At 67.7% G+C, this 21,264-nt stretch carries 23 protein-coding genes; 15 read left to right on the plus strand and 8 right to left on the minus strand.

Translation table 11 applies throughout. From position 1 onward, the window contains the following. Positions 1–59: 59 nt before the first annotated feature. Together KZ498_RS02655 and KZ498_RS02660 are read left to right on the plus strand one after the other, a co-directional pair. The gene (locus KZ498_RS02655; protein WP_312616574.1) at positions 60–833 is read left to right on the plus strand and encodes a coenzyme F420-0:L-glutamate ligase; all 774 of its coding nucleotides are present in this window, start codon (positions 60–62) and stop codon (positions 831–833) included. Beyond that, complete coding sequence (locus KZ498_RS02660) at positions 820–1,797, plus strand: 5,10-methylenetetrahydromethanopterin reductase (protein ID WP_312616575.1); 978 nt, start codon at positions 820–822, stop codon at positions 1,795–1,797. Before KZ498_RS02655 ends, KZ498_RS02660 begins: the two co-directional genes overlap by 14 nt. Here the strand turns inward: KZ498_RS02660 and KZ498_RS02665 are convergent. After that, positions 1,754–1,972 carry a hypothetical protein gene (locus tag KZ498_RS02665; RefSeq protein WP_312616577.1) on the minus strand — a complete coding sequence of 73 codons (219 nt, stop codon included), beginning with the start codon at positions 1,970–1,972 and terminating at the stop codon, positions 1,754–1,756. The two genes, KZ498_RS02660 and KZ498_RS02665, sit on opposite strands and share 44 nt — an antisense overlap. Positions 1,973–2,075: 103 nt before the next feature. Between KZ498_RS02665 and KZ498_RS02670 the strand changes: the two genes are divergently transcribed. The 8 genes from KZ498_RS02670 (at position 2,076) to KZ498_RS02705 (ending at position 11,366) form a co-directional block, all read left to right on the plus strand. Further along, positions 2,076–2,759 carry a class I SAM-dependent methyltransferase gene (locus KZ498_RS02670; RefSeq protein WP_312616579.1) on the plus strand — a complete coding sequence of 228 codons (684 nt, stop codon included), beginning with the start codon at positions 2,076–2,078 and terminating at the stop codon, positions 2,757–2,759. Positions 2,760–2,847: 88 nt separating this feature from the next. Continuing rightward, positions 2,848–3,219, plus strand: a complete 372-nt coding sequence (locus KZ498_RS02675) for a hypothetical protein (protein ID WP_312616581.1) — start codon at positions 2,848–2,850, stop codon at positions 3,217–3,219. A 194-nt stretch (positions 3,220–3,413) separates the two neighbouring features. Then, positions 3,414–4,373 carry a MoxR family ATPase gene (locus tag KZ498_RS02680; RefSeq protein WP_312616583.1) on the plus strand — a complete coding sequence of 320 codons (960 nt, stop codon included), beginning with the start codon at positions 3,414–3,416 and terminating at the stop codon, positions 4,371–4,373. Then, the gene (locus KZ498_RS02685) at positions 4,370–5,344 is read left to right on the plus strand and encodes a DUF58 domain-containing protein (RefSeq protein WP_312616585.1); all 975 of its coding nucleotides are present in this window, start codon (positions 4,370–4,372) and stop codon (positions 5,342–5,344) included. Before KZ498_RS02680 ends, KZ498_RS02685 begins: the two co-directional genes overlap by 4 nt. After that, the gene (locus tag KZ498_RS02690) at positions 5,341–7,560 is read left to right on the plus strand and encodes a transglutaminaseTgpA domain-containing protein (protein WP_312616587.1); all 2,220 of its coding nucleotides are present in this window, start codon (positions 5,341–5,343) and stop codon (positions 7,558–7,560) included. Before KZ498_RS02685 ends, KZ498_RS02690 begins: the two co-directional genes overlap by 4 nt. A 44-nt stretch (positions 7,561–7,604) precedes the next feature. After that, positions 7,605–7,898, plus strand: a complete 294-nt coding sequence (gene yciH, locus KZ498_RS02695) for a stress response translation initiation inhibitor YciH (protein WP_004516073.1) — start codon at positions 7,605–7,607, stop codon at positions 7,896–7,898. 241 nt (positions 7,899–8,139) lie between these two features. After that, positions 8,140–10,446: a peptidase gene (locus KZ498_RS02700; RefSeq protein ID WP_312616602.1), complete on the plus strand. Its 2,307-nt coding sequence runs from the start codon at positions 8,140–8,142 to the stop codon at positions 10,444–10,446. 38 nt (positions 10,447–10,484) lie between these two features. Further along, positions 10,485–11,366, plus strand: a complete 882-nt coding sequence (locus tag KZ498_RS02705) for an EamA family transporter (protein ID WP_396276087.1) — start codon at positions 10,485–10,487, stop codon at positions 11,364–11,366. 5 nt (positions 11,367–11,371) lie between these two features. On the opposite strand, the gene KZ498_RS02710 is transcribed toward KZ498_RS02705, so the two are convergent. Beyond that, positions 11,372–11,536: a hypothetical protein gene (locus KZ498_RS02710; protein ID WP_004590650.1), complete on the minus strand. Its 165-nt coding sequence runs from the start codon at positions 11,534–11,536 to the stop codon at positions 11,372–11,374. Positions 11,537–11,658: 122 nt separating this feature from the next. Between KZ498_RS02710 and thiD the strand changes: the two genes are divergently transcribed. Beyond that, entirely contained in the window at positions 11,659–13,047 is a 1,389-nt protein-coding gene (thiD, locus tag KZ498_RS02715; RefSeq protein WP_312616607.1) for a bifunctional hydroxymethylpyrimidine kinase/phosphomethylpyrimidine kinase, read from the plus strand. Between the two features lie 75 nt (positions 13,048–13,122). Continuing rightward, positions 13,123–13,758 (plus strand): DsbA family oxidoreductase, encoded by a 636-nt coding sequence (locus KZ498_RS02720; protein WP_312616608.1) that lies wholly within the window; start codon positions 13,123–13,125, stop codon positions 13,756–13,758. A gap of 23 nt (positions 13,759–13,781) precedes the next feature. On the opposite strand, the gene ddh is transcribed toward KZ498_RS02720, so the two are convergent. Then, on the minus strand, positions 13,782–14,708 hold the full coding sequence (gene ddh / locus KZ498_RS02725) for a D-2-hydroxyacid dehydrogenase (protein ID WP_312616610.1): 927 nt from the start codon (positions 14,706–14,708) through the stop codon (positions 13,782–13,784). A 62-nt stretch (positions 14,709–14,770) separates the two neighbouring features. Next, a complete protein-coding gene (locus KZ498_RS02730; protein WP_312616612.1) occupies positions 14,771–14,947 on the minus strand; it encodes a hypothetical protein in 177 nt (58 codons plus the stop codon). Between the two features lie 166 nt (positions 14,948–15,113). Here KZ498_RS02730 and KZ498_RS02735 point away from each other — a divergent pair, with 166 nt between their 5' ends. Together KZ498_RS02735 and KZ498_RS02740 are read left to right on the plus strand one after the other, a co-directional pair. Then, positions 15,114–16,208 (plus strand): sulfite exporter TauE/SafE family protein, encoded by a 1,095-nt coding sequence (locus KZ498_RS02735; RefSeq protein WP_312616614.1) that lies wholly within the window; start codon positions 15,114–15,116, stop codon positions 16,206–16,208. A 4-nt stretch (positions 16,209–16,212) separates the two neighbouring features. Continuing rightward, complete coding sequence (locus KZ498_RS02740; protein WP_312616615.1) at positions 16,213–16,650, plus strand: universal stress protein; 438 nt, start codon at positions 16,213–16,215, stop codon at positions 16,648–16,650. Positions 16,651–16,681: 31 nt separating this feature from the next. Here the strand turns inward: KZ498_RS02740 and KZ498_RS02745 are convergent, their stop codons facing one another. The 4 genes from KZ498_RS02745 to KZ498_RS02760 all read right to left on the minus strand — a co-directional run bounded on the left by KZ498_RS02745 (position 16,682) and on the right by KZ498_RS02760 (position 19,102). Continuing rightward, entirely contained in the window at positions 16,682–17,200 is a 519-nt protein-coding gene (locus tag KZ498_RS02745; RefSeq protein ID WP_312616616.1) for an HPP family protein, read from the minus strand. A 94-nt stretch (positions 17,201–17,294) separates the two neighbouring features. Further along, the gene (locus tag KZ498_RS02750; RefSeq protein ID WP_312616617.1) at positions 17,295–18,062 is read right to left on the minus strand and encodes a hypothetical protein; all 768 of its coding nucleotides are present in this window, start codon (positions 18,060–18,062) and stop codon (positions 17,295–17,297) included. A 63-nt stretch (positions 18,063–18,125) separates the two neighbouring features. Continuing rightward, entirely contained in the window at positions 18,126–18,464 is a 339-nt protein-coding gene (locus tag KZ498_RS02755; protein WP_312616618.1) for a thioredoxin family protein, read from the minus strand. A gap of 77 nt (positions 18,465–18,541) precedes the next feature. Further along, a complete protein-coding gene (locus KZ498_RS02760) occupies positions 18,542–19,102 on the minus strand; it encodes a sugar O-acetyltransferase (protein ID WP_312616621.1) in 561 nt (186 codons plus the stop codon). A gap of 164 nt (positions 19,103–19,266) precedes the next feature. Here KZ498_RS02760 and KZ498_RS02765 point away from each other — a divergent pair, with 164 nt between their 5' ends. Beyond that, complete coding sequence (locus tag KZ498_RS02765) at positions 19,267–21,246, plus strand: DUF460 domain-containing protein (protein WP_312616623.1); 1,980 nt, start codon at positions 19,267–19,269, stop codon at positions 21,244–21,246. Positions 21,247–21,264 lie beyond the last annotated feature (18 nt).

The following is a 21,264-nucleotide window of genomic DNA, read 5'->3' on the forward strand; positions in this document are numbered from 1 at the left end:
CTGTTGGCCGGCTTTGCAGCGAACGCGGGTCTTTTTCCCGCAGAGACCCCAGAAGCGGTATGGAAGTCTTCGCGGTCGAGGGGGTGCCCGAGGTCCGTCCCGGCGACGACGTGGCGGAACTGCTCGTCGAGCAGGCCGACCTCCGGGACGACGACGTGCTCTGTGTCGCCAGCACTATCGTCTCCAAAGCCAACGGGCGACAGGCGTCACTGTCGTCGTACGAGCCAGGCGAGCGCGCCGAGCGTATCGCGGCGACCATCGAGGACATCGCCGGCGAGGAGAAGGACCCGCGGATGGCGCAGGCGATTCTCGACGAGTGCGTGGAAGTGCTGGTCGAGGCCCCGTTCATCCTCGGCGTGACGGAGTTCGGGCACATCACGGTCAACGCGGGCATCGACCGCTCGAACGTGCCCGGTGCGGACCTCCTCTTGCTCCCCGAGGACCCGACGGCAGCGGCCGAAACAATCCGGGCCGGCATCCGCGAGCGGGCGGGCGTCGAGCCCAGCGTCATCGTCACCGATACGTCGGGCCGGCCGTTCCGCCTCGGGCAGCGCGGCGTCGCGCTGGGCTGGGCCGGCCTCCCCGCCTCACGGGACTGGCGGGGCGAACACGACCGCGACGGCCGCGAACTCGAAGCCACCGTCCAAGCCGTCGTCGACGAACTCGCCGCCACAGCCAACCTCGTCACCGGCGAAGGCGACGGCGGGACACCCGCCGCAGTCGTCCGCGGGTTCGACTTCGGCGACCACGCGGGCAGCGAGCAGCTGTTCCGCGACCCGGAGAACGACGTTGTCAGACAAGCACTCAGAGAGTGGTCACATGTACGCGATTGAACTCACCCCGGAACACCCGGTCGCCCAGCTCGCCTCGTTTGCCGAACAGGCCGAATCGAACGCGTTCGACGCCGTCTTCGTCAGCCATCACTACAACAACCGCGACCAGTTCATGGCGCTGTCGGCGATGGCCGAGCGGACCGACGAGATGCTGCTCGGCCCCGGCATCGCCAACCCCTACGAGACACACCCGGTGACGCTGGCCTCGCGGGTGGCGACGCTGGAGGAACTGAGCGGCGAGCGTGCCGTCTTCGGCATCGGGCCGGGGGACAAGTCGACGCTCAGCAACCTCGGCTTCGACCAGGGCGACGCGCTGCGACGCGTCCTCGAGACGTTCACGACCGCCCGGAAGCTCTGGGAGGGCGAGCGGGTCGACCACGACGGGACGTTCGAGGCGGTCGACGCCGGGCTGAACTACGAGGTCGGCGAGATTCCGGTGTACGTCGGTGCACAGGGCCCGCACATGACCAGAATGGCAGCGAAACACGCCGATGGCGCGCTGTACAACGGAGCGCATCCGAAGGACCTCGCGTGGGCACGCGAGCAGGTAGAACAGATGGCCGACGAGCGGCCAGCGGAGTACGGCGAGTTCGACCTCGCGGCCTACGCCAGCGTCTCGGTCGCCGAGGACGAATCCGAAGCGCGGGAGGCCGCCCGGCCGCCGGTCGCGTTCGTCGCCGCGGGGTCGCCGCCGCCGGTGCTTGACCGCCACGGTATCGACCACGACGCCGCCGAGGACATCGGGAAGGCGATCGCCGCCGGCGAGTTCTCGGCGGCCTTCGAGGGGGTGACCGAGGCCATGCTGGATGCGTTCTGTATCGCCGGGACACCGGAGGCAGTGGCAGAGCGCGCGGCGGCGTTAGAGGAACACGCCGACAGCGTGGTGTTCGCATCGCCGCTCGGCCCGGACGTGGAGACGGCTATTGATTTGCTTGGGGCGGTCCTCGACCGCCGGAGCCGCTGAAAAGCGAGAGCACGGCCCCCAGCGAGAGATACCCGAAGAAGGCGACCGAGACGGTCGTGATGACGGCACCGACGGCGAGCATGAGTGCCGCCAGCGGGTCGTTCAGTGCGACGTCGAGGAACCAGCCGGGCATGTCGATGATGCTCTGGAGCAGTTCCGACAGGAGTCCTTGCATTACCTGAACGTTCGCGTGGCCCTACTTTGCGTTTGCGTTCCCGGTGGGCGGCGGCTGCCGTCGAACAGCGAGGGTTTTGGGCCTGCCGATACTGGAACGAGCTATGAGCGTTCGCGAGGAGTTCGACGAGTGGGCGGCCGAAGGCAAAGACAGAGGTATGGAGGACCGGCACTGGCACACCGCAAAGCACGTCCTCGCCCGGATGCCGGTCGAACCGGGCGATACGGTGCTCGACCTCGGGACGGGGTCGGGCTACGCGCTCCGTGCGCTCCGGGACACCAACGACGCCGGCCCCTGCTACGGGCTCGACGGGTCGCCGGAGATGCTGCGGAACGCCCGCGAGTACACCGAGGACGACGGCATCGGGTTCCTGCGTGGCGACTTCGACGCGCTGCCGTTTGCGACCGACAGCGTCGACCACGTGTTCTCGATGGAGGCGTTCTACTACGCCAGCGACCCGCCACACACGCTCGAAGAGATTGCCCGGGTGTTGCGACCGGGCGGAACCGCGCATATCGCAGTGAACTATTACGAAGAGAACGTCCACTCCCACGAGTGGCAGGAGTTCATCGACATCGAGATGACCCGCTGGAGCGCCCGGGAGTACCGCGAGGCGTTCCGCGAGGCGGGCCTGGCCGTGGCCACACAGGACACCATCCCCGACCGCGAGGTCGAGATTCCGGCGGCGGACGCGTTCCCCACGGACGAGTTCGAGACGCGCGAGGCGATGGTCGAGCGCTACCGGGAACTGGGGACGCTACTGACCGTCGGTGTCGCCACCGAATAGCGGACCGGAGGGGGCGCACAAAACACAGGACGGAAACGGATGAAACGACCGGGAGGGTATTTTGTGGCTGCGGGCAAAACAAAGACGTATGGGCGAAGACGCCTCGCTGGAGGACTTTCTCGATGCGGACACCGATAGCGGCGACGAGCGACGCGACGCTTCGACGCCGGACAGTAAGGGCGAAGAAAGCGGAGACGATGACAGCACAGCAGTCGCCGGGGAGACAACTCCTGGCGAGGCGGGCGGCGACGGGACAGCCGGTGACAGCGAGGACGCTGACAACGCGGATGGCGGCGACAGCAACACCGAGGAGGAGCGCCCGTCCGGCGCGGTCGAGCCGGCCGTGACGACGTACGCGTGGTCGCCCGAGGGGGCGGCCTGCGCCGAGTGTGGCGAGGTCGTCGAGCGGCGGTGGATACAGGGCGGCGATCTCGTCTGTGGGGCCTGTAAGTCCTGGTGAACCGCGCTACCGGCCGTCAATCGGATGTGTATCGTTCTCACTCATCCACAGAGTTACATATGCTCACGCCCTAGGCGCGGCCATAGCTGAACGGCCCGGAGCATGTGGCGACCCACACAAGGCACTTACCGGTCGACGGGGCAGGATACCCCACCAGTCCCCGGACCAGGGCGTCGTCCCACGAGATTGCGACTATGACAGACACTGATACCTCACGCGGCCAACAGTCGGACAGCCCCCTCCGCGACGCCACACGCGTCGCCAACCAGGTGATCGAGAACGTCGAACAGGTCATCGTCGGGCAACACGACGCCATCGAGCACATCGTCATCGCACTGCTGGGGCGCGGCCACGTTCTGCTTGAAGACGTCCCCGGCGTCGGCAAGACGATGTTAGCCCGCTCCGTCGCGGCCTCCTTCGACGGCGAGTTCAAGCGCGTCCAGTTCACGCCGGACCTCCTCCCGACCGACGTGACCGGCGTCAACATCTACAACCAGAAGACACAGGAGTTCGAGTTCCGGCCCGGTCCCATCTTCGCCAACGTCGTCCTCGGCGACGAGATAAACCGCGCACCGCCGAAGACCCAGTCGGCCTTACTGGAGGCGATGGAGGAACAGCAGGTGTCCGTCGACGGGACCACCCACCCCGTTCCACAGCCGTTCACCGTCATCGCCACGCAGAACACGGTCGAGCAGAACCGGGCCTACGACCTGCCGATGGCCGAACTCGACCGGTTCATGATGAAACTGCACCTGGGCTATCCGGACGAGGCCGCCGAGACGGCGATGCTAGGTGACGTCGTGGGGCAACATCCCATCGAGGAACTCACGTCGGTCGCCACCCTCGAAGCGCTGTCCGTCGCTCGGGAGACGGTCGCCGATGTGACCGTCGAGGAGCCCATCCGCTCGTACGCGACCCGGCTGGCCCGGTACACGCGGGAGAACGCGCAACTGGGCGTCAGCCCGCGGGGGAGCATCTCGCTGCTCCGGGCGGCACAGGCCCGGGCCGTCCTCGACGGCCGCAGCTACGTCATCCCCGACGACATCCAGACGGAAGCGCCGGTCGTCCTCCCACACCGCATCCGGACCGAGAGCAGCGAGCAGAACGCCCGGGAACTCGTCGCGGAGGCGCTCGCTACAGTCCACGTCGAATGAGACCGACACGACGCGGTTTCGCCGTCCTCGCCGTCGCCGTCGCCGCCCTCCTGGTCAGTGCCAGGTTCGGCCAGCCCGGGCTCACCGCCGTCGCCGGCCCGCTGTTCGTCGGTCTGTTCGCCGCCGCCGTCCAGGTTCGCTGGAGCGGTGCGCCGACCGTCGAACGGGGCCGGCTCCGCCGCGGATTCCCCGGCGAGACGAAGGCCGTGGAGTTTCGCGTCGACGGGGGCGGCATCGCGACGGTCACCGACCGGCTCTCGGCGGGGTTAGAGGGGGAGACGACGGTCACCAGGTCCCTGCCGGCGACGGTGCGCTACCAGGTCACCTACGCGGCCCGGGGCGAGCAACAGGTCGGCCCCGTCGACGCGACGGTGACGGACGCGCTGGGGCTCGTCGCGGAGCGGTACACTATCGCGAGTCGGACCGACGTACTGGTGTATCCGCCCGTCTACCGGCTGGGCGGGACGGACGCGTTCGCGCGGACGTTCACGCCGGAGAGCGAGGACCGGCAGTCGTTTGACCGCCTGCGGGAGTACGTCAGTGGCGACTCCTTACGCGACGTCCACTGGAAATCCAGCGCCAAGCGCGAGGACCTGCTGGTCAAGGAGTTCACTGACAGCCGAAGCGACAGGGATCTGCTCGTCGCCGCGGAGGCCGGGCGGGGCCACGCCGACGAGATGGCCGCCGCGGCGGCGACCATCGCGATGGCCGCGCTGGAAAGTGGTCTCGCGGTCGAACTCGCCGTCCCGAACGGCGCGGTCGAACAGGGGTACGGCGACACCCACCGGACCCGGCTGCTCGAACTGCTGGCCCGGGCCGAGGCGGGGCGGACCGACAGGGTGGACGACGCTGACGTGGTGGTGACGGCCACCGGCGACGGCGTCGCGGTGTCGGTCGACGGCCGCCGCCAGTCTTTCGCTGACGTGACCGCCAGTCGGGACAACCCCCTCGCGGGCGAGGTGAACGGATGAGCGCCGCCGTGGTCCGCGAGCGGCTCCCCTGGAGCGGGTCCCGGCTGCTGGCGCTGCTTGCGGCGGCGCTGGCTATCGGCGCGCCGCTGCGGACGATGTTCTATCTCAGCGACGTGGTCGGCGACCCGACCCTGTTTCTGGCGCTCACCGCGCTCTCGCTCGTCGGCGCGACGCTGCTTGCCCGCGTGCTCGGGCCGACGGTCGCGGTCGGTGTCGGCGCGGTGCTGTTCGCCGGCGGGCTCGGCGCGTACGTCCTGAACCTCTCGACGGACCCGGCGGTGACGGAGCTGCTGGCCGACACCGCCGCCCTGCTGACCGGGCGGTCGCTGCTGCAGATAGCCGAGGTCAGGCTGTGGGTGCTGTCGTTCGCGCCGGCACCGGTGTTTCTGACGTGGTACTTCGCCCTGCGGCGCTGGTACGTGACGGCGACGGTGGCGGCCGGCACGGCGCTCGCGTTCTTCGCCCTGACGACAGACGCCGGCGTGGTGACGACGCTGCTGGGCGTGGTCGGAATCGCGGCGACGCTCGGCTTCGGGACGCTCGATACGCTATCGGCGGACGAGCCAGTGGAGATGGCGAAGCGACCGGACGCGGTGACCGGCAGTGACGAGACGGGGCAGGCCGACGACGACAGCGGGGGCATCGACGCCGGACGGCGCGCCGTCCTCGAACAGCTGGCGGCGATTATCGTCGTCCCGGCGGCGCTGTCACAGGTGCCGTTCACCCGCGGCAGTTCGCTGTCGTACGACGACGGGTCGGAGGGCCAGACCGTCGAGGGGAGCCTCTTCGACGCCGGGGAGTCCATCTCGGTGCTCGGGAGCATCTCGCTGACGCCGGAGATACGGTACACGGTCGAAAGCGAGGAACCGCGCTACTGGCGGGTCGCCTCCTACGACCGCTACACCGGCGACGGGTGGGTGCGGACGGGCAATCCCCGGCCCTACGACGACCGGCGTCTCGACAGCCCACCGGGTGAAACCCGGACGCTGAGACAGGAGTTCCAAGCCGAATCGGCCATCGGTACCGTCCCGGCCGCCTGGAAGCCCGTCCGCTACTCGGGGGCGCCGTCGGTGTCGGTCTCAAGCGAGGGCGGGTTCCAGCCCGACGCGACACTGTCGACAGGGGACAGCTACGAGGTCAGGAGCGAGCTGCTCGTGGCGACGCCGGACGGGCTGCGCGGGGCCGGCACTGACTACGACGACGCGATTGCGGAGCTGTACACCCAGCTCCCGGACAGCACGCCGGACCGGGTCACGGAGCGGACATCGATCCTCACCGCAAACGCCGAAAACCCCTACGAGACGGCGCTGGTCGTCGAGCGGTGGCTGCAGGAGGCCAAGGGCTACTCCCTCGAGGTCGACCGACCCGATTTCAACGTCGCCGACGCCTTCCTCTTCGACATGGACGAGGGGTACTGCGTCTACTTCGCGACGACGATGGTGACGATGCTCCGGACCCAGGGAATCCCGGCGCGTATGACCGTCGGCTACACGTCCGGCCAGCGCATCGACGAGAACCGGTGGGTCGTTCGCGGGCTCAACTCCCACGCCTGGGTCGAGGTGTACTTCCCCGGCCAGGGCTGGGTGCAGTTCGACCCGACGCCGTCCGGGCCGCGCGAGGAAGTCAGACAGCAGCGCATCGACGACGCGAGCTCGGACGGCTCGTCGCCCACTGTCGGCGACGGCGTCCCGGTGGAGGAGTACACGCCGCCCACCACGCCGACGCCCGCCCCGCTGACCGAGACCAACGGAACCGAAGCCGACCCGACCGAGACACCAACGGCCACCGAGACCGACACAGCAACTGGCACTGCCGGGGACTCGGGCGGCGACGGGGGCCCGAGTCTGCCGGCGCTCCCGTCGCGCGAGGAGGTGACACTCGGCGTCGTCGCCTTGCTCGGCATCGCAGCGGGCGCACGGCGGTCCGGACTCAACGAGCGGGCCTACCGGGCGGTGTGGCTGCGCTACCAGCGCCGGGTGGACTCCGAAACCGACGTCGAGCGGGCGTTCCAGCGGGTCATGTACGTCCTTGCGAAGGACCATCGGCGCCGCGAGAACGGTGAGACGGTGCGGGCGTATCTCGACGCGGTCGGGGCCGACGACCGGGTCCGTCGGCTGGCGACGATACGGGAACGGCTCCGGTACGGCGGCGAGGTCGACGGGGCGATGGCCGACGAAGCCGTCGAAATCGCCGATGGAGTCGTCGCCGACCGGTAGGCCCCGACAGTGTTTAATAGGTCGTGTTCGTAGGCGCGATTGTAATGTCGGAAGTCTGCTCGACGTGCGGGCTGCCTGAGGAGCTCTGCGTCTGTGAGGACGTCGCTAAGGAGTCCCAGGAGATTAACATCCGCATCGACGAGCGCCGTTACGGGAAGGAGGTAACGATTATCGAGGGATTCGACCCGAAAGACGTCGACATGGACTCGCTGTCCTCGGACCTCAAATCGAAGTTCGCCTGCGGTGGCACTGTCGAGGACGGGCAGATAGAGCTCCAGGGCAATCACACGGGCCGCGTCGAGGATTTCCTCCGCGACAAAGGTTTCAACGTCGCCTGAACTCCTGACTGCCAACGGTTCTCGTGAGAGCGCCGTGGCAAGCCGCTGCTGTGACCTGCCCGCTGGTTGGTACTCTGACCTGCTTGCGAGCATTCGCTGGAATCGACCGCGGGTGGTTCATATCCTTTTTGCCGTCGTGAGAACTTTCGACAGCAACCGGTCGAGGTTCCAGCTGGTGCGTGATACCAAAACGCACAATCGGCGGTCAACTATTTCAACCACCGGACGGTAACTGTTCGCAATGTACGTTCTACCCCGGTGGGTGGTGGCCGTCGGGCTCGTGGTCCTTCTCCTGGGTGGGGGAATCACGCCGCCTCCGGTAGCAGCGACGCCGGACCACGGGGCGGCGACCGGGGCCGGCGTCGAAACGGCGGCTGACGGAGCCGGCGAGAACGGCACGTCTCGGGCCGACAGGGCGTCGGTGCAGAACCGGTCGACGGTCGAGACGCAGCCACAGCCGGCCACTGCCGAGTCCGATGGCGCGGTGGTCCGGGTCGGAACTGCCGACACGCATCGGCGCCGACCGCGGGGACAGGGTGGAGACACAGCCGGAGCGGCCGCCATAGCACCGGCCAACATGGAGGCAGGGGCAGCCACGTCGGGTGCGACACAGACCGACGACGGTGACGTGATCCGGCAGACACAGACGTACGCGCGTGTCCCGGAGGAGCCAGGCGAGGTCGCGGTAAGACTGACCTACGATATCCCGGACCGGGTCGTCGACCTCGAGACACAGGTCCCGGCAGCGGCGACGGTGACTGGGACAGACGGGTTCGAGCGCGCCAACGAGTCCGTCTACGAGTGGGACGAGACGTCGGACTCGGCGACGATCAGCTACCGCATCAACCCGAACCGGACAATCCAGAAGAGCGGTCCCGAAGGTGCCGAGGGCCGGTATCTCAGCGTGGATACGGGCGATTGGGCGCTGCTCACCCGGTCGCTGACGCCGACGCGCTGGCGATACACTGGTCGGGAGCCCGTCAGGTACAACCGCACGGTCGGGACGGCGGGACCGGGAGCTGCTGGCGAAGAGATCGTGTACCTCGGCGACGTGGCGACCTTCGAGGAGACGGCGCACAACCAGACGTTCACGCTGGTTGTCCCGGAGCGGGCGACGATGACAGCCTCGCCGATATCGGTTCTCGATTCGATGGCGAACGCGTCGAACGCGCTCCGGGTCGGCGACCGTGACGAGCAGGTTTTCATCGTCGCCGCGCCGTCCGGGGCCGTCGACTGGGGCGTCGAGGGGTATCAGATCGGTGACGCGGACATGTGGGTCCAGTCCCGGCAGACGCTGGATACCGCCAACAACGTCTGGCTCCACGAGTACGTCCACAGCCGGCAGGCCTACGAGACGACGCGGGAGACGCGGTGGACGGTCGAGGGATGGGCGACGTACTACGCCGCCGTGCTGACGCTGGAGCAGGACCGGATCGGGTTCGACGAGTTCCGGGCGCACCTCGCAGCGGGCGGGCGGCCCGTCTACAGTGACGTGGCGCTGACGGACCGGTCGAGCTGGACGAACGACGCGGACTACAGGAAGGGCGCGCTGGTCGCCGGGCGGACCGACGTCCATATCCGCTCGGCCACTGGCCGCAACCGGACACTCCAGACTGTGTTCCAGTCGGTGAACGGCTACCGGGACCCGGTCACGCAGTCGCAGTTCCTCACCGAGGTCGAGGCCGCTGGCGGCGCGAGCGTCCGGAACACGACAGCGAGGGAGACTGAAACGACAGTGGCGGTGACCATGTGGAACGAAACGAGCCACCGGCGATTGTTCGGTGCGATTCCGGCCCGAATCGGGTACAGCCTCCCGCCGGTCGACCGCGGGGACGCCTACCGCGCAGATAGCATCTACCGGTCGAACGCACCGGTCGGTGGGAGCGAGCCGATTCGGCTGGTGACCAACGAGACGCTCGCTATCGACGCGGTCGTCGAGAACGCCGGCGGCGAGACGGGGGCGTACAACGTGACACTCGCAGTCAACGGAACCGTCGTCGCGGCGAAACAGGGCCGGCTTGAAGCGGGGGCAGGGACCGAGGTCGAGGTGACACACACGTTCGTCGACCCCGGCCGATACGTGGTCAGCGTCGACGGCGACACCGTCACTGTCGTCGTGTCGGAACCGGCCGCCGCCAGCGTGACCGGCGTCACGGCCAGTCCGCGCGAAGTCAGGCAGGGGGGCAGGGTCGACGTGACCGCAACTGTCGCCAACGACAACGCTACCCCCGGAACGGCGGCAGTAGTGTTCCGCCGCAACGACGTCGTGTTCGCGGAGCAGCGGCTGTATCTCCCGCCACAGGCGACGACAACAGTCGCGCGGACGGTCATCCTCGACGATTCCGGAACGGTGTCGCTTTCCGCAGGTGACGGACGGACCACCAGAGCGGTCGACGTGACCGTCTCGACCGAGACGGCGGACCCGACAGCGACAGAGACGGCAACGGACACGCGGACCACGGCCGGAGATGGCGACGGCTTCACCGCGCTCGTGACTGTCCTCGCGGTGCTGTGTGCGGCCCTGATCGTCCGATGGCATGACCGCTGACGAGGCCGAAGGGAACAGTTATTGGCGTCGGCCAGCCGTTGTCAACCGTGAACGTCGGAATCGCGTACGCCGTCCTGTCGGCGCTGGTGTTCGGTGTGTACCTGTTCGTCATGAAGCGGTGGTTCACCGAGTACCCGTCGCCGCTGTTCCTGCTGCTTACGTACAGCCTGGTTCCCGTCGTGTACCTCCCGGTCGTCTTCGTCAGCAGCGAGCCCTTTCTCCCGGCGGGAAACCGCGCCAACGTCCTCGCGTCGGTGTTTGCCGTGACGGGGATGACGGCAGTGGGACTGCTCACCCTCTTTCGGGCGATCCGCGTCGGCGAAGTCTCCTACGTCTCGCCGATCAGTAAGATCGTCCCCGTGTTCGTGTTGCCGCTGGAAGTCGGACTGCTGGGCCAGCACCTCTCGGCGCTGCAGGTCGGCGGCGTCGTCGTCGCGACCACCGCGGTCTACGTCGCCAACTGGCAGGGGACGGCGCTACTGGCCCCGCTCGAACGGGCCTGGCAGTCCCGGCCCGCCCAGCTGGCGTTGCTGTCGGCCGCGGCGTTCGCGTTCGTGGACGTGGGCAAGCGGGTGCTGATGCAGGAGCTGGCCATCGAACCGACGACCTACATCCCGGTGATGGCCGTCGGCATCGCCGTGCTGATGACGCCGTTCGCGTTCCGATACCAGGTCCCGCCGGAGTGGCGCGGAGACCTCCCGAAGTTCGTCGTCGCGGCGATGTTCGTCGCCTCCGCGAACCACATCGTGTTGCTGTCGTTCCAGCAGCTCCCGGCGAGCATCGTCTCGCCAATCGTCAACGGACAGGCCATCGTCGCCGTCATCCTGGGCGCAATCATCCTCGACGAATCGCACTTCCGGGCGCGCCTGGCCGCTGCGGGGCTGGCTATCGTCGGTATCGCGATGATATCGGTCGGATAGAAAGTTCAGGCCGACTTCCGCTCCGAGGAGCAGCCAACCTGTACCGCATAGCTCGATTGAAGCCACGCGGTCGGGTTTTCGGTGTCGTAGACGACGACGTCGCCGCCGCCGGTAGTGAAGCTGCCGTACTGCTCGTCGGAGTCGGTAGTATCGCGCGATGCCGGTTCCATTATGTTACAACGTCACATCCGGCATATTGCTATATAAGCGTTTCTCAAATGTGGTATGGAGTATTATTAGCATACTAGGATTTGGCCCCGAAATATAGTCTCGCTGAGAGACCAGCATCGATATGTGGCCGCCGACGCAGCCATCCAATATGACACGAGCGGACGCCCCGGTGACGCCGCCTGTCGTGCTGACCGTCGCCGGCAGCGACTCGGGCGGCGGGGCCGGAATCCAGGCAGATCTCAAGACCATCGAGGCCTGTGGCGGCTTCGGGACCAGTGCAATCACGAGCGTCACGGCACAGAACACCACTGGCGTGCAGGGCCAGCACCTGCTCCCGGTCGAAGAGATCGAGGCTCAGATGGAGGCCGTCATCGACGATTTCGACGTCGCCGCGGTCAAGACCGGGATGCTCGCAGCGAGCGACGTCATCGACCTGGTCGTCGGACACGCCGCCGACCTGCCGAACCTCGTCGTCGACCCGGTGATGGTTGCGGCGTCGGGCGACCGGCTGCTGGCCGCCGAGGCCGAAGACGCCTACGAGGCGCTCATCGCCGAAGCCGCGGTCGTCACCCCCAACGCCGACGAGGCCGCTGTCCTGACCGGCCGCGACGTCGACGACCCCGAGGCCGCGGAACGGGCGGGACGGGACCTCGTCGAGATGGGGGCCGACAGCGCCCTCGTCAAGGGCGGCCACGTCCCGGGCGACGCCGTGGTCGACACCCTCGTGACCGAGGACGGGGTGACGACGTTCCGCCACGAGCGGGTCGACACCGAGGCCACTCACGGCTCGGGCTGTACGCTCTCCTCGGCCGTCGCGACGCAGTTGGCCCACGGCGACGACCTGTCGACGGCTGTCGGAAGCGGCATCGACCTGCTTGTGAGTGCCGTCCGGTACAACGTCGACGTCGGCGAGGGGCCCGGTGCGGTCCACCACCTCGTCGGGGCGCGCAACGATGCCGCGCGCCATCCGACGAGCGAGGCCGTCGAAAGGGTCGTGTCGGCACTCGTCGAGGCGGACATCTCGCCGCTGGTCCCCCAACGGGGGATGACCGTCGCCGGCGCGACGCCCTACGCGGAGACGCCGGAGTCGGTCGCGGCCGTCGAGGGCCGCATCGCCCGCACGATGGACGGCGTCCGGCCGAACCGCGGCGTCCGCTTCGGCGCGTCGACTGCGGCGGCTCGGGCACTGCTTGCCGCCCGGGAACACGACCCGGCGGTCCGGTTCGGCGTCGACTGCCGGCTGACCGACGCCGTCGAGGACGCGCTGGCGTCGCTTGACGGCCCCGTCGCTGCGTACGACCCCGGCGAGCGACCGGACGAGGTCTCCGACGACACCACGGCTCAGTGGGGCGTCAGCCGGGCCTTCGAGACCAGTGACGGAACGCCGGTCGCCGTCATCGGCCGCGCGGGCATGGGCGTCGCGGCGCGTGTGACACTGCTCGCGGAGAGCGCCGACACGCTCGTCTCCCGTGTGGGGACCGTCCACGAGACGGTCGAGGCCGGCGGGTAGCGGGCCGGTCGGTCGTGCGCCGGTTCGACACAGACGGTGGCCGCGTTTAACCGCGAGCAACGCATACCCGGGCGTATGAGTGAGACACAGTCGAACGAGCGGATCACGGTCTTCTCGGACTACGTCTGCCCGTTCTGTTACCTCGGACGCGAATCGCTCAGGCAGTACCAGTCGACCCGCGAGGCGGAACTCGAAATCGACTGGCACCCCTTCGACCTCCGGAGCGGGAAGCGCAACGCCGACGGCTCCATCGACCACTCCGTCGACGACGGCAAGGACGAGGACTACTACGAGCAGGCCAAGCAGGGCGTTCGACGGCTCCAGGAGAAGTACGGCGTCGAGATGGACCTGGACATCGCCACCGACATCGACTCCCTGCCCGCACAGGTCGCCTCCTACTACGTCAAGGAACACTACGACTACGAGACGTGGCTGGCCTTCGACGTGGCCGTCTTCGAGGCGCTGTGGCAGGACGGCCGAGACATCGGCGACGAGGCCCTGCTGGTCGACCTGGCGGAGGACGCTGGCGTCGACGGCGACGAAATCCGGTCGGCGCTCGCGGACGACGCGCTCCGGTCAGCGGTCCGGGAGAAGTTCACCGCGGCCAAGCGCCAGGGCGTCACCGGCGTCCCGACGTTCGCCTACGACGGCCACGCCGCCCGCGGCGCGGTCCCGCCCGAGCAGCTAAAGCGGCTGGTCGAGGGCACCTGAGCGGACCAGACTGAACGCGACCCTCACACGACGCGGTTCCGAAGTGGCGTACCGCGGTCGAGCCGCTCGACGTTCTCCCCGACAAGGGCCGCGATATCCTCGTGATACCGGTTCGTGAACGCGGCGACGTGTGGCGTCACGATGGCCGACTCGTGGTCCCAGAGGGGATGGTCGCTCGGCAGCGGCTCTTCCCAGTGGGTGTCGAGGGCCGCCCCTGCAACGGTCCCGTCGTCGAGGGCGGTCAACAGCGCGTCCTCGACGACAACGGCGCCCCGAGCGACGTTGACGAGGTAGCCGTCGGCCCGCATCTCCTCGAGCAGACCGGCGTCGACCATACCCTCGGTCTCCTCGGTCAGCGGACAGCACAGCACGACGAACCGCGCGTCGGCGACGGCGGCGTCCAGTTCGTCGGGCGTGTACACGCGCTCGGCGGTTTCGACGGGCTCACCGGAGCGGCGAACGCCGACGACATCCATCCCCAGCGCGTCGGCCCGGTCGGCGACGCCCTGACCGATAGTGCCCAGGCCGACCACACACACCTGCTCGCCGGTCAGCGTGAACGCCGCTTCGTAGGCCTCCTGTGTCCAGTCGTTGTCACGCTGTCGGTCCCGGTAGCGGTGGAGGCGACGAGCGAACGCCGTCATGTAGCCGACGACGGTCTCCGGGACGGTGTCGCCGTGGATGCCGGTGCTGTTCGTCAGTACCGTTCCGGTCGCCTCGTAGGCGTCCACGTCGAACTCGTCGTAGCCGGCCCGGATGCTGTGGACCCAGGCGGCGTTCAGAAACGCGTCCCGCGGGGAGAAGGTGACGACGCAGTCACCGGCATCGACGGACGCGTCGTCGCCGACAGTCTCGACGGGGACGCCAAACCCCTGCAGCGCGGCGACCATCGACTCCAGCGGACAGGCCTTCGCAACCGACTCGTGGACAGCAATTCTGGCGGTTTCCATACCCGTCCCTGCGACGGGGACGATATAGTCCTTTTCCGGAACGCGGCGAGATGTCGAACCGACTACTCCCAGCGACTAGCGAGTGCGTCGACGCGCATCTCGACGTAGCGGCGGGACCACCGCTTCGAGAACCGACGCAGTGGACCAGAGAGCCCGTCCGTGTCCGCGGCGTCGGCAGAGGCGTCTTCGTCGTAACTCGACCGGCCGCCCGACTCCATCGGTCCCTCTGGGAAACTCATAACGGTACATGTTACCACGGGCTGTGAAATAAATATTAGGGATATTAGGACGCCGGCTCTCTCGTGCGTTCTTGTGTTCTTCAACGGAAGTCTGCTATTATTTTTAATGTGAATGCAGACAACAAGGGATTTAAGCGATAGTTCACAATTCTGGGTCCACGCGTCAATGACCACGTCGTCACCGTCCAGTCGGCTCCAGAAGGGGTTTCTCAAGTACCAGCACGTCTTCGTGTTTCTGGCACCGCTGTTGTTCGTCGTCGGTGTGTACACGGCCGCACCGACGCCTGCGGACGCGGGAAGCGGCTACTGGTTCGAGTACTGGTGGCTCTGCATCGCCTTCGTCACCGGAGCCACCATCGTCAACACGGTCGGTATCAGCGGGTCGGCGCTGTTCGTCCCGTTTCTCATCTTCGTCTTCCCGCTACTCGCCGGGGAGACGCTGACACCGGAGACGCTGGTGAAGGTCGGACTCATCAGCGAATCCTTTGGCCTCTCCAGTTCGGCACTCGCGTTCATCCAGTACGGGCTCGTCGACCGACGGCTTGCGCTGAGTCTCGTCCTCGGGAGCGTGCCCTTCGTCGTCGCCGGCGCGCTGCTCTCGTTTGTCATCCCGGAACCGCTGTTTCACGCGTTACTCGGCATCGCCCTGCTGACGGCGTCGTACCTGCTTTTCAAGGCCGACCTCGGCCACGAGGAGCCGGGCGAGGCGGGCGACGGTGACCCCGGCGTGTCGACTGACGGCGGCGACGCGACCCTGCCCGACGACGCCGACAAGCTCGGCCCGGCCGGCGTCGAGACGGCCGACAACGGCACGGTCACGCGCGTCGACCGCGACGGCAACGACTACGGCTACACGCGGGGCGGTTATCTCGAACGCTTCGCGAACTACAGCATCGGCGGCGTCTTCCAGGGGCTGGCCGGCTTCGGCGTCGGCGAACTGGGCATCATCTCGATGCTCCGGACCGAAGTTCCCGTCCGGGTCGCCATCGGCACGAACCACATCGTCGTGGCACTGACGGCAGTCCTGGCCTCGCTGGTCCACGTCTTCGGCGGCGGCCTCGTCCCGGGCGCACACTCCATCGACCTCGCGTCGACGCCGTGGAACATGGTCGTCTGGACCGTGCCCGCGACCGTCACCGGCGGCCAGATAGCGCCGTACGTCTCGACCGCACTGGACACCGGGACCATCAAGAAGTTCGTCGGCGGGCTGTTCGCAGTCATCGCCGCCGCACTGTTCCTGATGGCAACGGGTGGCGTCTAAGACAATGTACGACACGATTCTCCTCCCGACCGACGGCAGCGACGGTATCGGTGCGGCGGCGAGACACGCCGGAACAATCGCAGGTCGGTTCGACGCGACGGTCCACGTGCTCTCGGTCGTCGATACCCGCAACCGGTTCGAGAGCCCATCGAGTGGCCTCTCGGCTGACGCGTGGCTCGACGCGGAGCGAGAGCGTGCCGCGGCTGCCATCGAGGCAACCGTCGCCGAGTTACCCGACGGCGTCTCGGTCGAAACCACGCAGCGAGAGGGCGTCCCGAAGACCGAAATCGTCGACGCCGTCGCGGAGGTCCCGGCGGACCTCGTCGTGATGGGGACCCACGGCCGGACCGGACTGGACCACTATCTCATCGGGAGCGTCGCGGAGACGGTCGTTCGCGAATCGCCGGTGCCGGTGTTGACCGTCCAGCTGTCCGACGAGTGAACCACGGTGACCGGCGGCCCGTGTGACCGCATCAGCCATCGACCAGGCCTGGCCGGGACGGACCAGTAGCCCGGTGATACGCAGACAGCACGAGCGCGTGGAACGCGACGAGGACGACCACGCCGGCAACGATAATAGCGACCTGACCCGGCGTCGAGAGCAGTCCCAGTGAGACGATGAGCGTCGTCGCACAGGCCGGTGCGTGTACCGTATCGGTGGCAATCATCCCCCAGCTCGTGGCAACGATCGAGAGCGTCGCACTCGCGACCAATCGGAGTCCGGCCGTGGAGAACGCGGCCGGGTCCGCGAACAGCGAGACGCCGCCGGCGAGCAGGCTGTACGCAATCAGACCCGCGACGCCGCCGACGAGATGGCTCACGACGACGCTGGCCAGGCCCGTCCGGTCGCTGTCCCGCTGGAACGCGAGGATGAACGCAGAGGGGCCGAGACTCGGGAAGATGAACGGCTGGCCGCTGGCCCACGCAAGCGCTCCGAGAACGACGAACAGCACGCCGGCGTACAGACTCGTCCCGATCCGATGCCGTCGCATTGCTCCCGGTAGGAAACTGGATGGACAAGACAGTCACGGTCCGGCAACGCGACGCCGCGGTCCGAATGGGGACGACAGCAGCCGGCGGCTCCGGTCAGACAGTCGTCGTCGGGGTGCCGTCCTCGTTCGGGACCGAGGGCGCCATCCCGTCAGTCTCGCGGAGTTGCTCGAACGCGACTGCGATAACCGCGGTGCTGTACAGCGACACCAGGGGTTGGATGACGACAGTCGGCAACTGCGAGGCCGGCCCGGGAAGCGCCAGCGCACCGACGAGCCCGACAACCCCGCCGACGAGCGCCGCGGCCCCAATAACGATGAACAGCAGTCCGAAAAGTGCCAGTCGGTCGCCTTCGGTGAGCCGGTAGCTCTCCCCGAGTGCGGCGACGAAGTTCCGGTCCTCGACGATGACGTACGGCATCACGAAGACGAAGGCGACGTACGCGAAGATGCCGGGGATGAGTAGCAAGAGCGACCCGATGAACACCAGCAGGCCGTAGACGGTTCCGCCGGCGAACACGTTCACCATCGCGAGTGGCACGTTCCGCCTAAACGCACCCTCGGGGAAGCTGTCGCGCGCTCGGGCCGCGAACGTCCGGAAGGACGCGATAGTGAGATACAAAGACACGACGAGGCCGACAGCGATACCGGCACCGGCGACGCCGAGCGGGATGTCGAGGGTCAGCGGCAGGGCCGTGGCGATTTCGCCGTACCCCAGTCTGGCGTAGGTAGTCGCTAAGACCGTGTTAAACAGCGCCTGAAAGCTAATCAGCAGGGCGAAAAACGCCCCGAGCAGTATCGCGCCGGTACGACTGAACAGGCGGTACCCCGCCTCTTCGAGGGTGGAACCGATCTGGAGGGCCATCAACGGGCCGTTTCAACAAGTGGCGAAAAAAGCGTTGTCTCAGTGTGGTAATTCGGCCCGCCCCTACGCCGACCCGTTCTCGACGAACTCGATCAGGTCCTCGGCCGGTACGAACCCGTCGGCACGACGGTCAAGCAGTTCCCCGTCGGCAAACAGCAGGAACGTCGGGACGCTCCGGACATCGAACGCGTCGACGACGTCGAGGTCGGCCTTCGGATTGAATACGACTACCGTGGCGTCGGTGGCTTTCGCGGCGATGTCGAGTATCGGCTCCATCGACTTGCAGATGGCACAGCCGGCCGTCCGGACCATCACCAGCACGCGGTCGGCTGTCGCCAGCACGTCATCGAGTTCGTCTCGTGTTTCGACCGTCCGAACGTTGTGCTCCGTTGTCGTGTCCATACAGTCAGTACGCACCACAGCGCGAAGAACCCCACGACGGGTGACATCTGTTCAGCCGTGACCGGGACAGAGGGCCGTCACCGCTCGATTTCCCGCACGACCGACGCGGGGTTCCCCTGGACGACCACGCCGGCAGGGACATCGTCGGTGACGACCGCGCCGGACCCGACGACGGCGTCGTCGCCGACGGTGACGCCCGGATTGATGACCGCCTGCCCCCCGACCCAGACGTTGTCGCCGACGGTCACCGGCTTCCCGTACTCGACGCCGCTACGTCGCTCGTCCGGGTCAAGTGGGTGTGTCGCGGTATAGATGTGGACGCCCGGCCCGAGCAGGCAGTCGTCGCCGATATCGACCCGACAGACGTCCAGGACGACGCAGTCGAAGTTCGCGTAGAACCCCTCGCCGACGTGGATGTTGTCGCCGTAGTCACACCGGAACGGCGGTTCGACGTGGCAGTCCGTGCCGACCGAGCCGAACAGGTCCTCGATGAGCGCCCGTCTGGTGTCTGTGTCGGCCGGTTCGGTCCGGTTGTACTCCCGGGTGAGTTCGTCCGCACGCTCGCGGGCGGCGACGAGTTCCGGGTCGCTCGCGTCGTAGCGCTCGCCAGCGAGCATCTTCTCCCGTTCAGACGCCATCCCAACCGGCCTCCTGAGTGCGGCCAGCGCGGCACCGCTGTGCAATCATGTCCTGGGGTTGACCCGCCTGGCTAAGAGACGTTGGGGTTGGCTGTCGGAGGCCAGTCCGGAAACCGGTTCGACCCCGGAACGGATTTATAATCGACCGTCGCCTACCATGGTTCGTGAACCGCACGGCAGCGCTCGACGCGGTCGTCTTCGGGGTCGACATCCAGAGCGGCGACGTGCGCGGTGACGCGCCGTCGTACGCGCTGGTGGTCTTCGACGGGGAATCAGTCGAGCGAGACGTGGTCTCGCGGCGGAAGCTCCGCCGGCGTATCGACGCGGAGGAGCCGGCCATCGTCGCGACCGATAACATGTACGAACTCGCCGAGGACAAGGACGCCCTGATTCACGTCCTCGGGTCGCTCCCCGACGAGACGAAACTGGTGCAGGTGACCGGCGACGAGCGGCCCGAACCGCTCTCGCGGGTCGCCAAGCGCCACGGCGTCCCCTACGGCAAGGACCCGATGGAGGAAGCCGAGGCCGCGGCCCGGCTGGCCGCCGCCAACGTCGGCCAGGAGGTGTCCGCGTTCACCGACACGACGGAGGTGAAGGTCTCCCGGGGCCGCTCGACGGGCAAGGGCGGCTGGTCCGAGGACCGCTACACGCGACGCATCCACGGCGCGGTCCGGAAGCGAGCGCGCGAGGTCGAGTCCGAACTCGACGCTGCCGGCCTGGAGTACGAGCGGGACGTGACCGAGAAGTACGGCGGCTTCTCCAACGCCGTGTTCCAGGTGTCGGCGCGACCGCAGGACATCCCCGTCTCGAGGGCGCGCTCGGGCGACACACGGGTCGAAATCGAGCGCCAGCGCCGGGACGGTATCGAGTTCAGACCGCTGGCCAAGCGCCGCGACCACGTCGTCGTCGGCGTCGACCCCGGGACGACGACGGCCGCCGCCGTCGTCTCACTCGACGGCACCGTGCTGGACGTCTACTCCTCGCGAACCGACGACGCCGCCGCGACGACGGAGTGGATCATCGAGCGCGGGCGACCCGTGGTCGTCGCCGCCGACGTGACGCCGATGCCGGAAACCGTCGAGAAGCTCCGGCGCTCCTTTAGCGCCGCGGGCTGGGAACCCGAAACGGACCTCCCGGTCGACGAGAAGAAACACCGGACCCGGGAGGAGGCCTACGACAACGACCACGAGCGGGACGCGATGGCCGCCGCCCTCTACGCCTTCGACCACCACGCCGACCAGTTCGAGCGCGTCGCGGGCAAGGTGCCGCCACAGCACGACGTGGGGCCGGTCATCGACCGCGTCGTCGCCGGCGAGGAGAGCGTCGAGACGGTGCTGCGGGACCTCGAAGACGACGACGGCGACGACGAGGACGCCACGGCCCACGAGCCCCGTGAGCTCACCGACGACGAGAAGGAGATCAAACGGCTGAACGCCCGCATCGAACGGCTCGAGTCACACGTCGACGACCTCAAGAAGACGATACAGCAGAAAAACGACCAGCTCTCGGAGAAGGACAGACAGCTGGAGAAGGCCCGCAGCGAGGGCCGGCGCGAGGTCAGGAAGGACCGCGAGGTGACGCGGCTGAAGCGGCGCAACGAAGCCCTGGAGCGGGACGTCGAGGCGGAAAAGGAGAAACGCGAGGCGCTGGCCGACAAGCTCGACCGGCTGAAGGCGCTGTGGAAGCTCGACCACTCGAACTTCGCCGACGTGTCGGAGAAACAGGAGGGGCTGACGCCGGTGAAGGTGGTCGAGCAGTTCACCAGGGACGCCATCGCCGACGCCGACGAGCGGTTCGGCCTCGTCGAGGGCGACATCGTCATGTTCCGGGACGCCTCGGGCGCGGGCCGGTCGACCGCCCAGCAGTTGGCCGACATCAATCCGGAGGTCGTCCTCCGGAACGGCAACCTCTCTGACGTGGCCGACCAGGTCCTGTTCGACAACGACGTCCCCGTCGCGCCGGCGGAGCTGGTCACCGTCCAGGAAGTGGACGAACTGGCCGTCGCCCGCGAGAGCGAAATCGAGGCGGCCATCGAGGACTGGGAGGACCGCGCCGCCGACCGCCGGAAGGAACAGAACGCGGAGATGGTCGACCAGATAATCAGCGAACACCGGGCCGACCGGCCGACAGGCGAGAGCCACTGACCCGACATCGAGCTATCT

Origin of the sequence: Haloarcula sp. 1CSR25-25 (assembly GCF_032027985.1) — an archaeon.
Taxonomy (GTDB): Archaea; Halobacteriota; Halobacteria; order Halobacteriales; family Haloarculaceae; genus Haloarcula.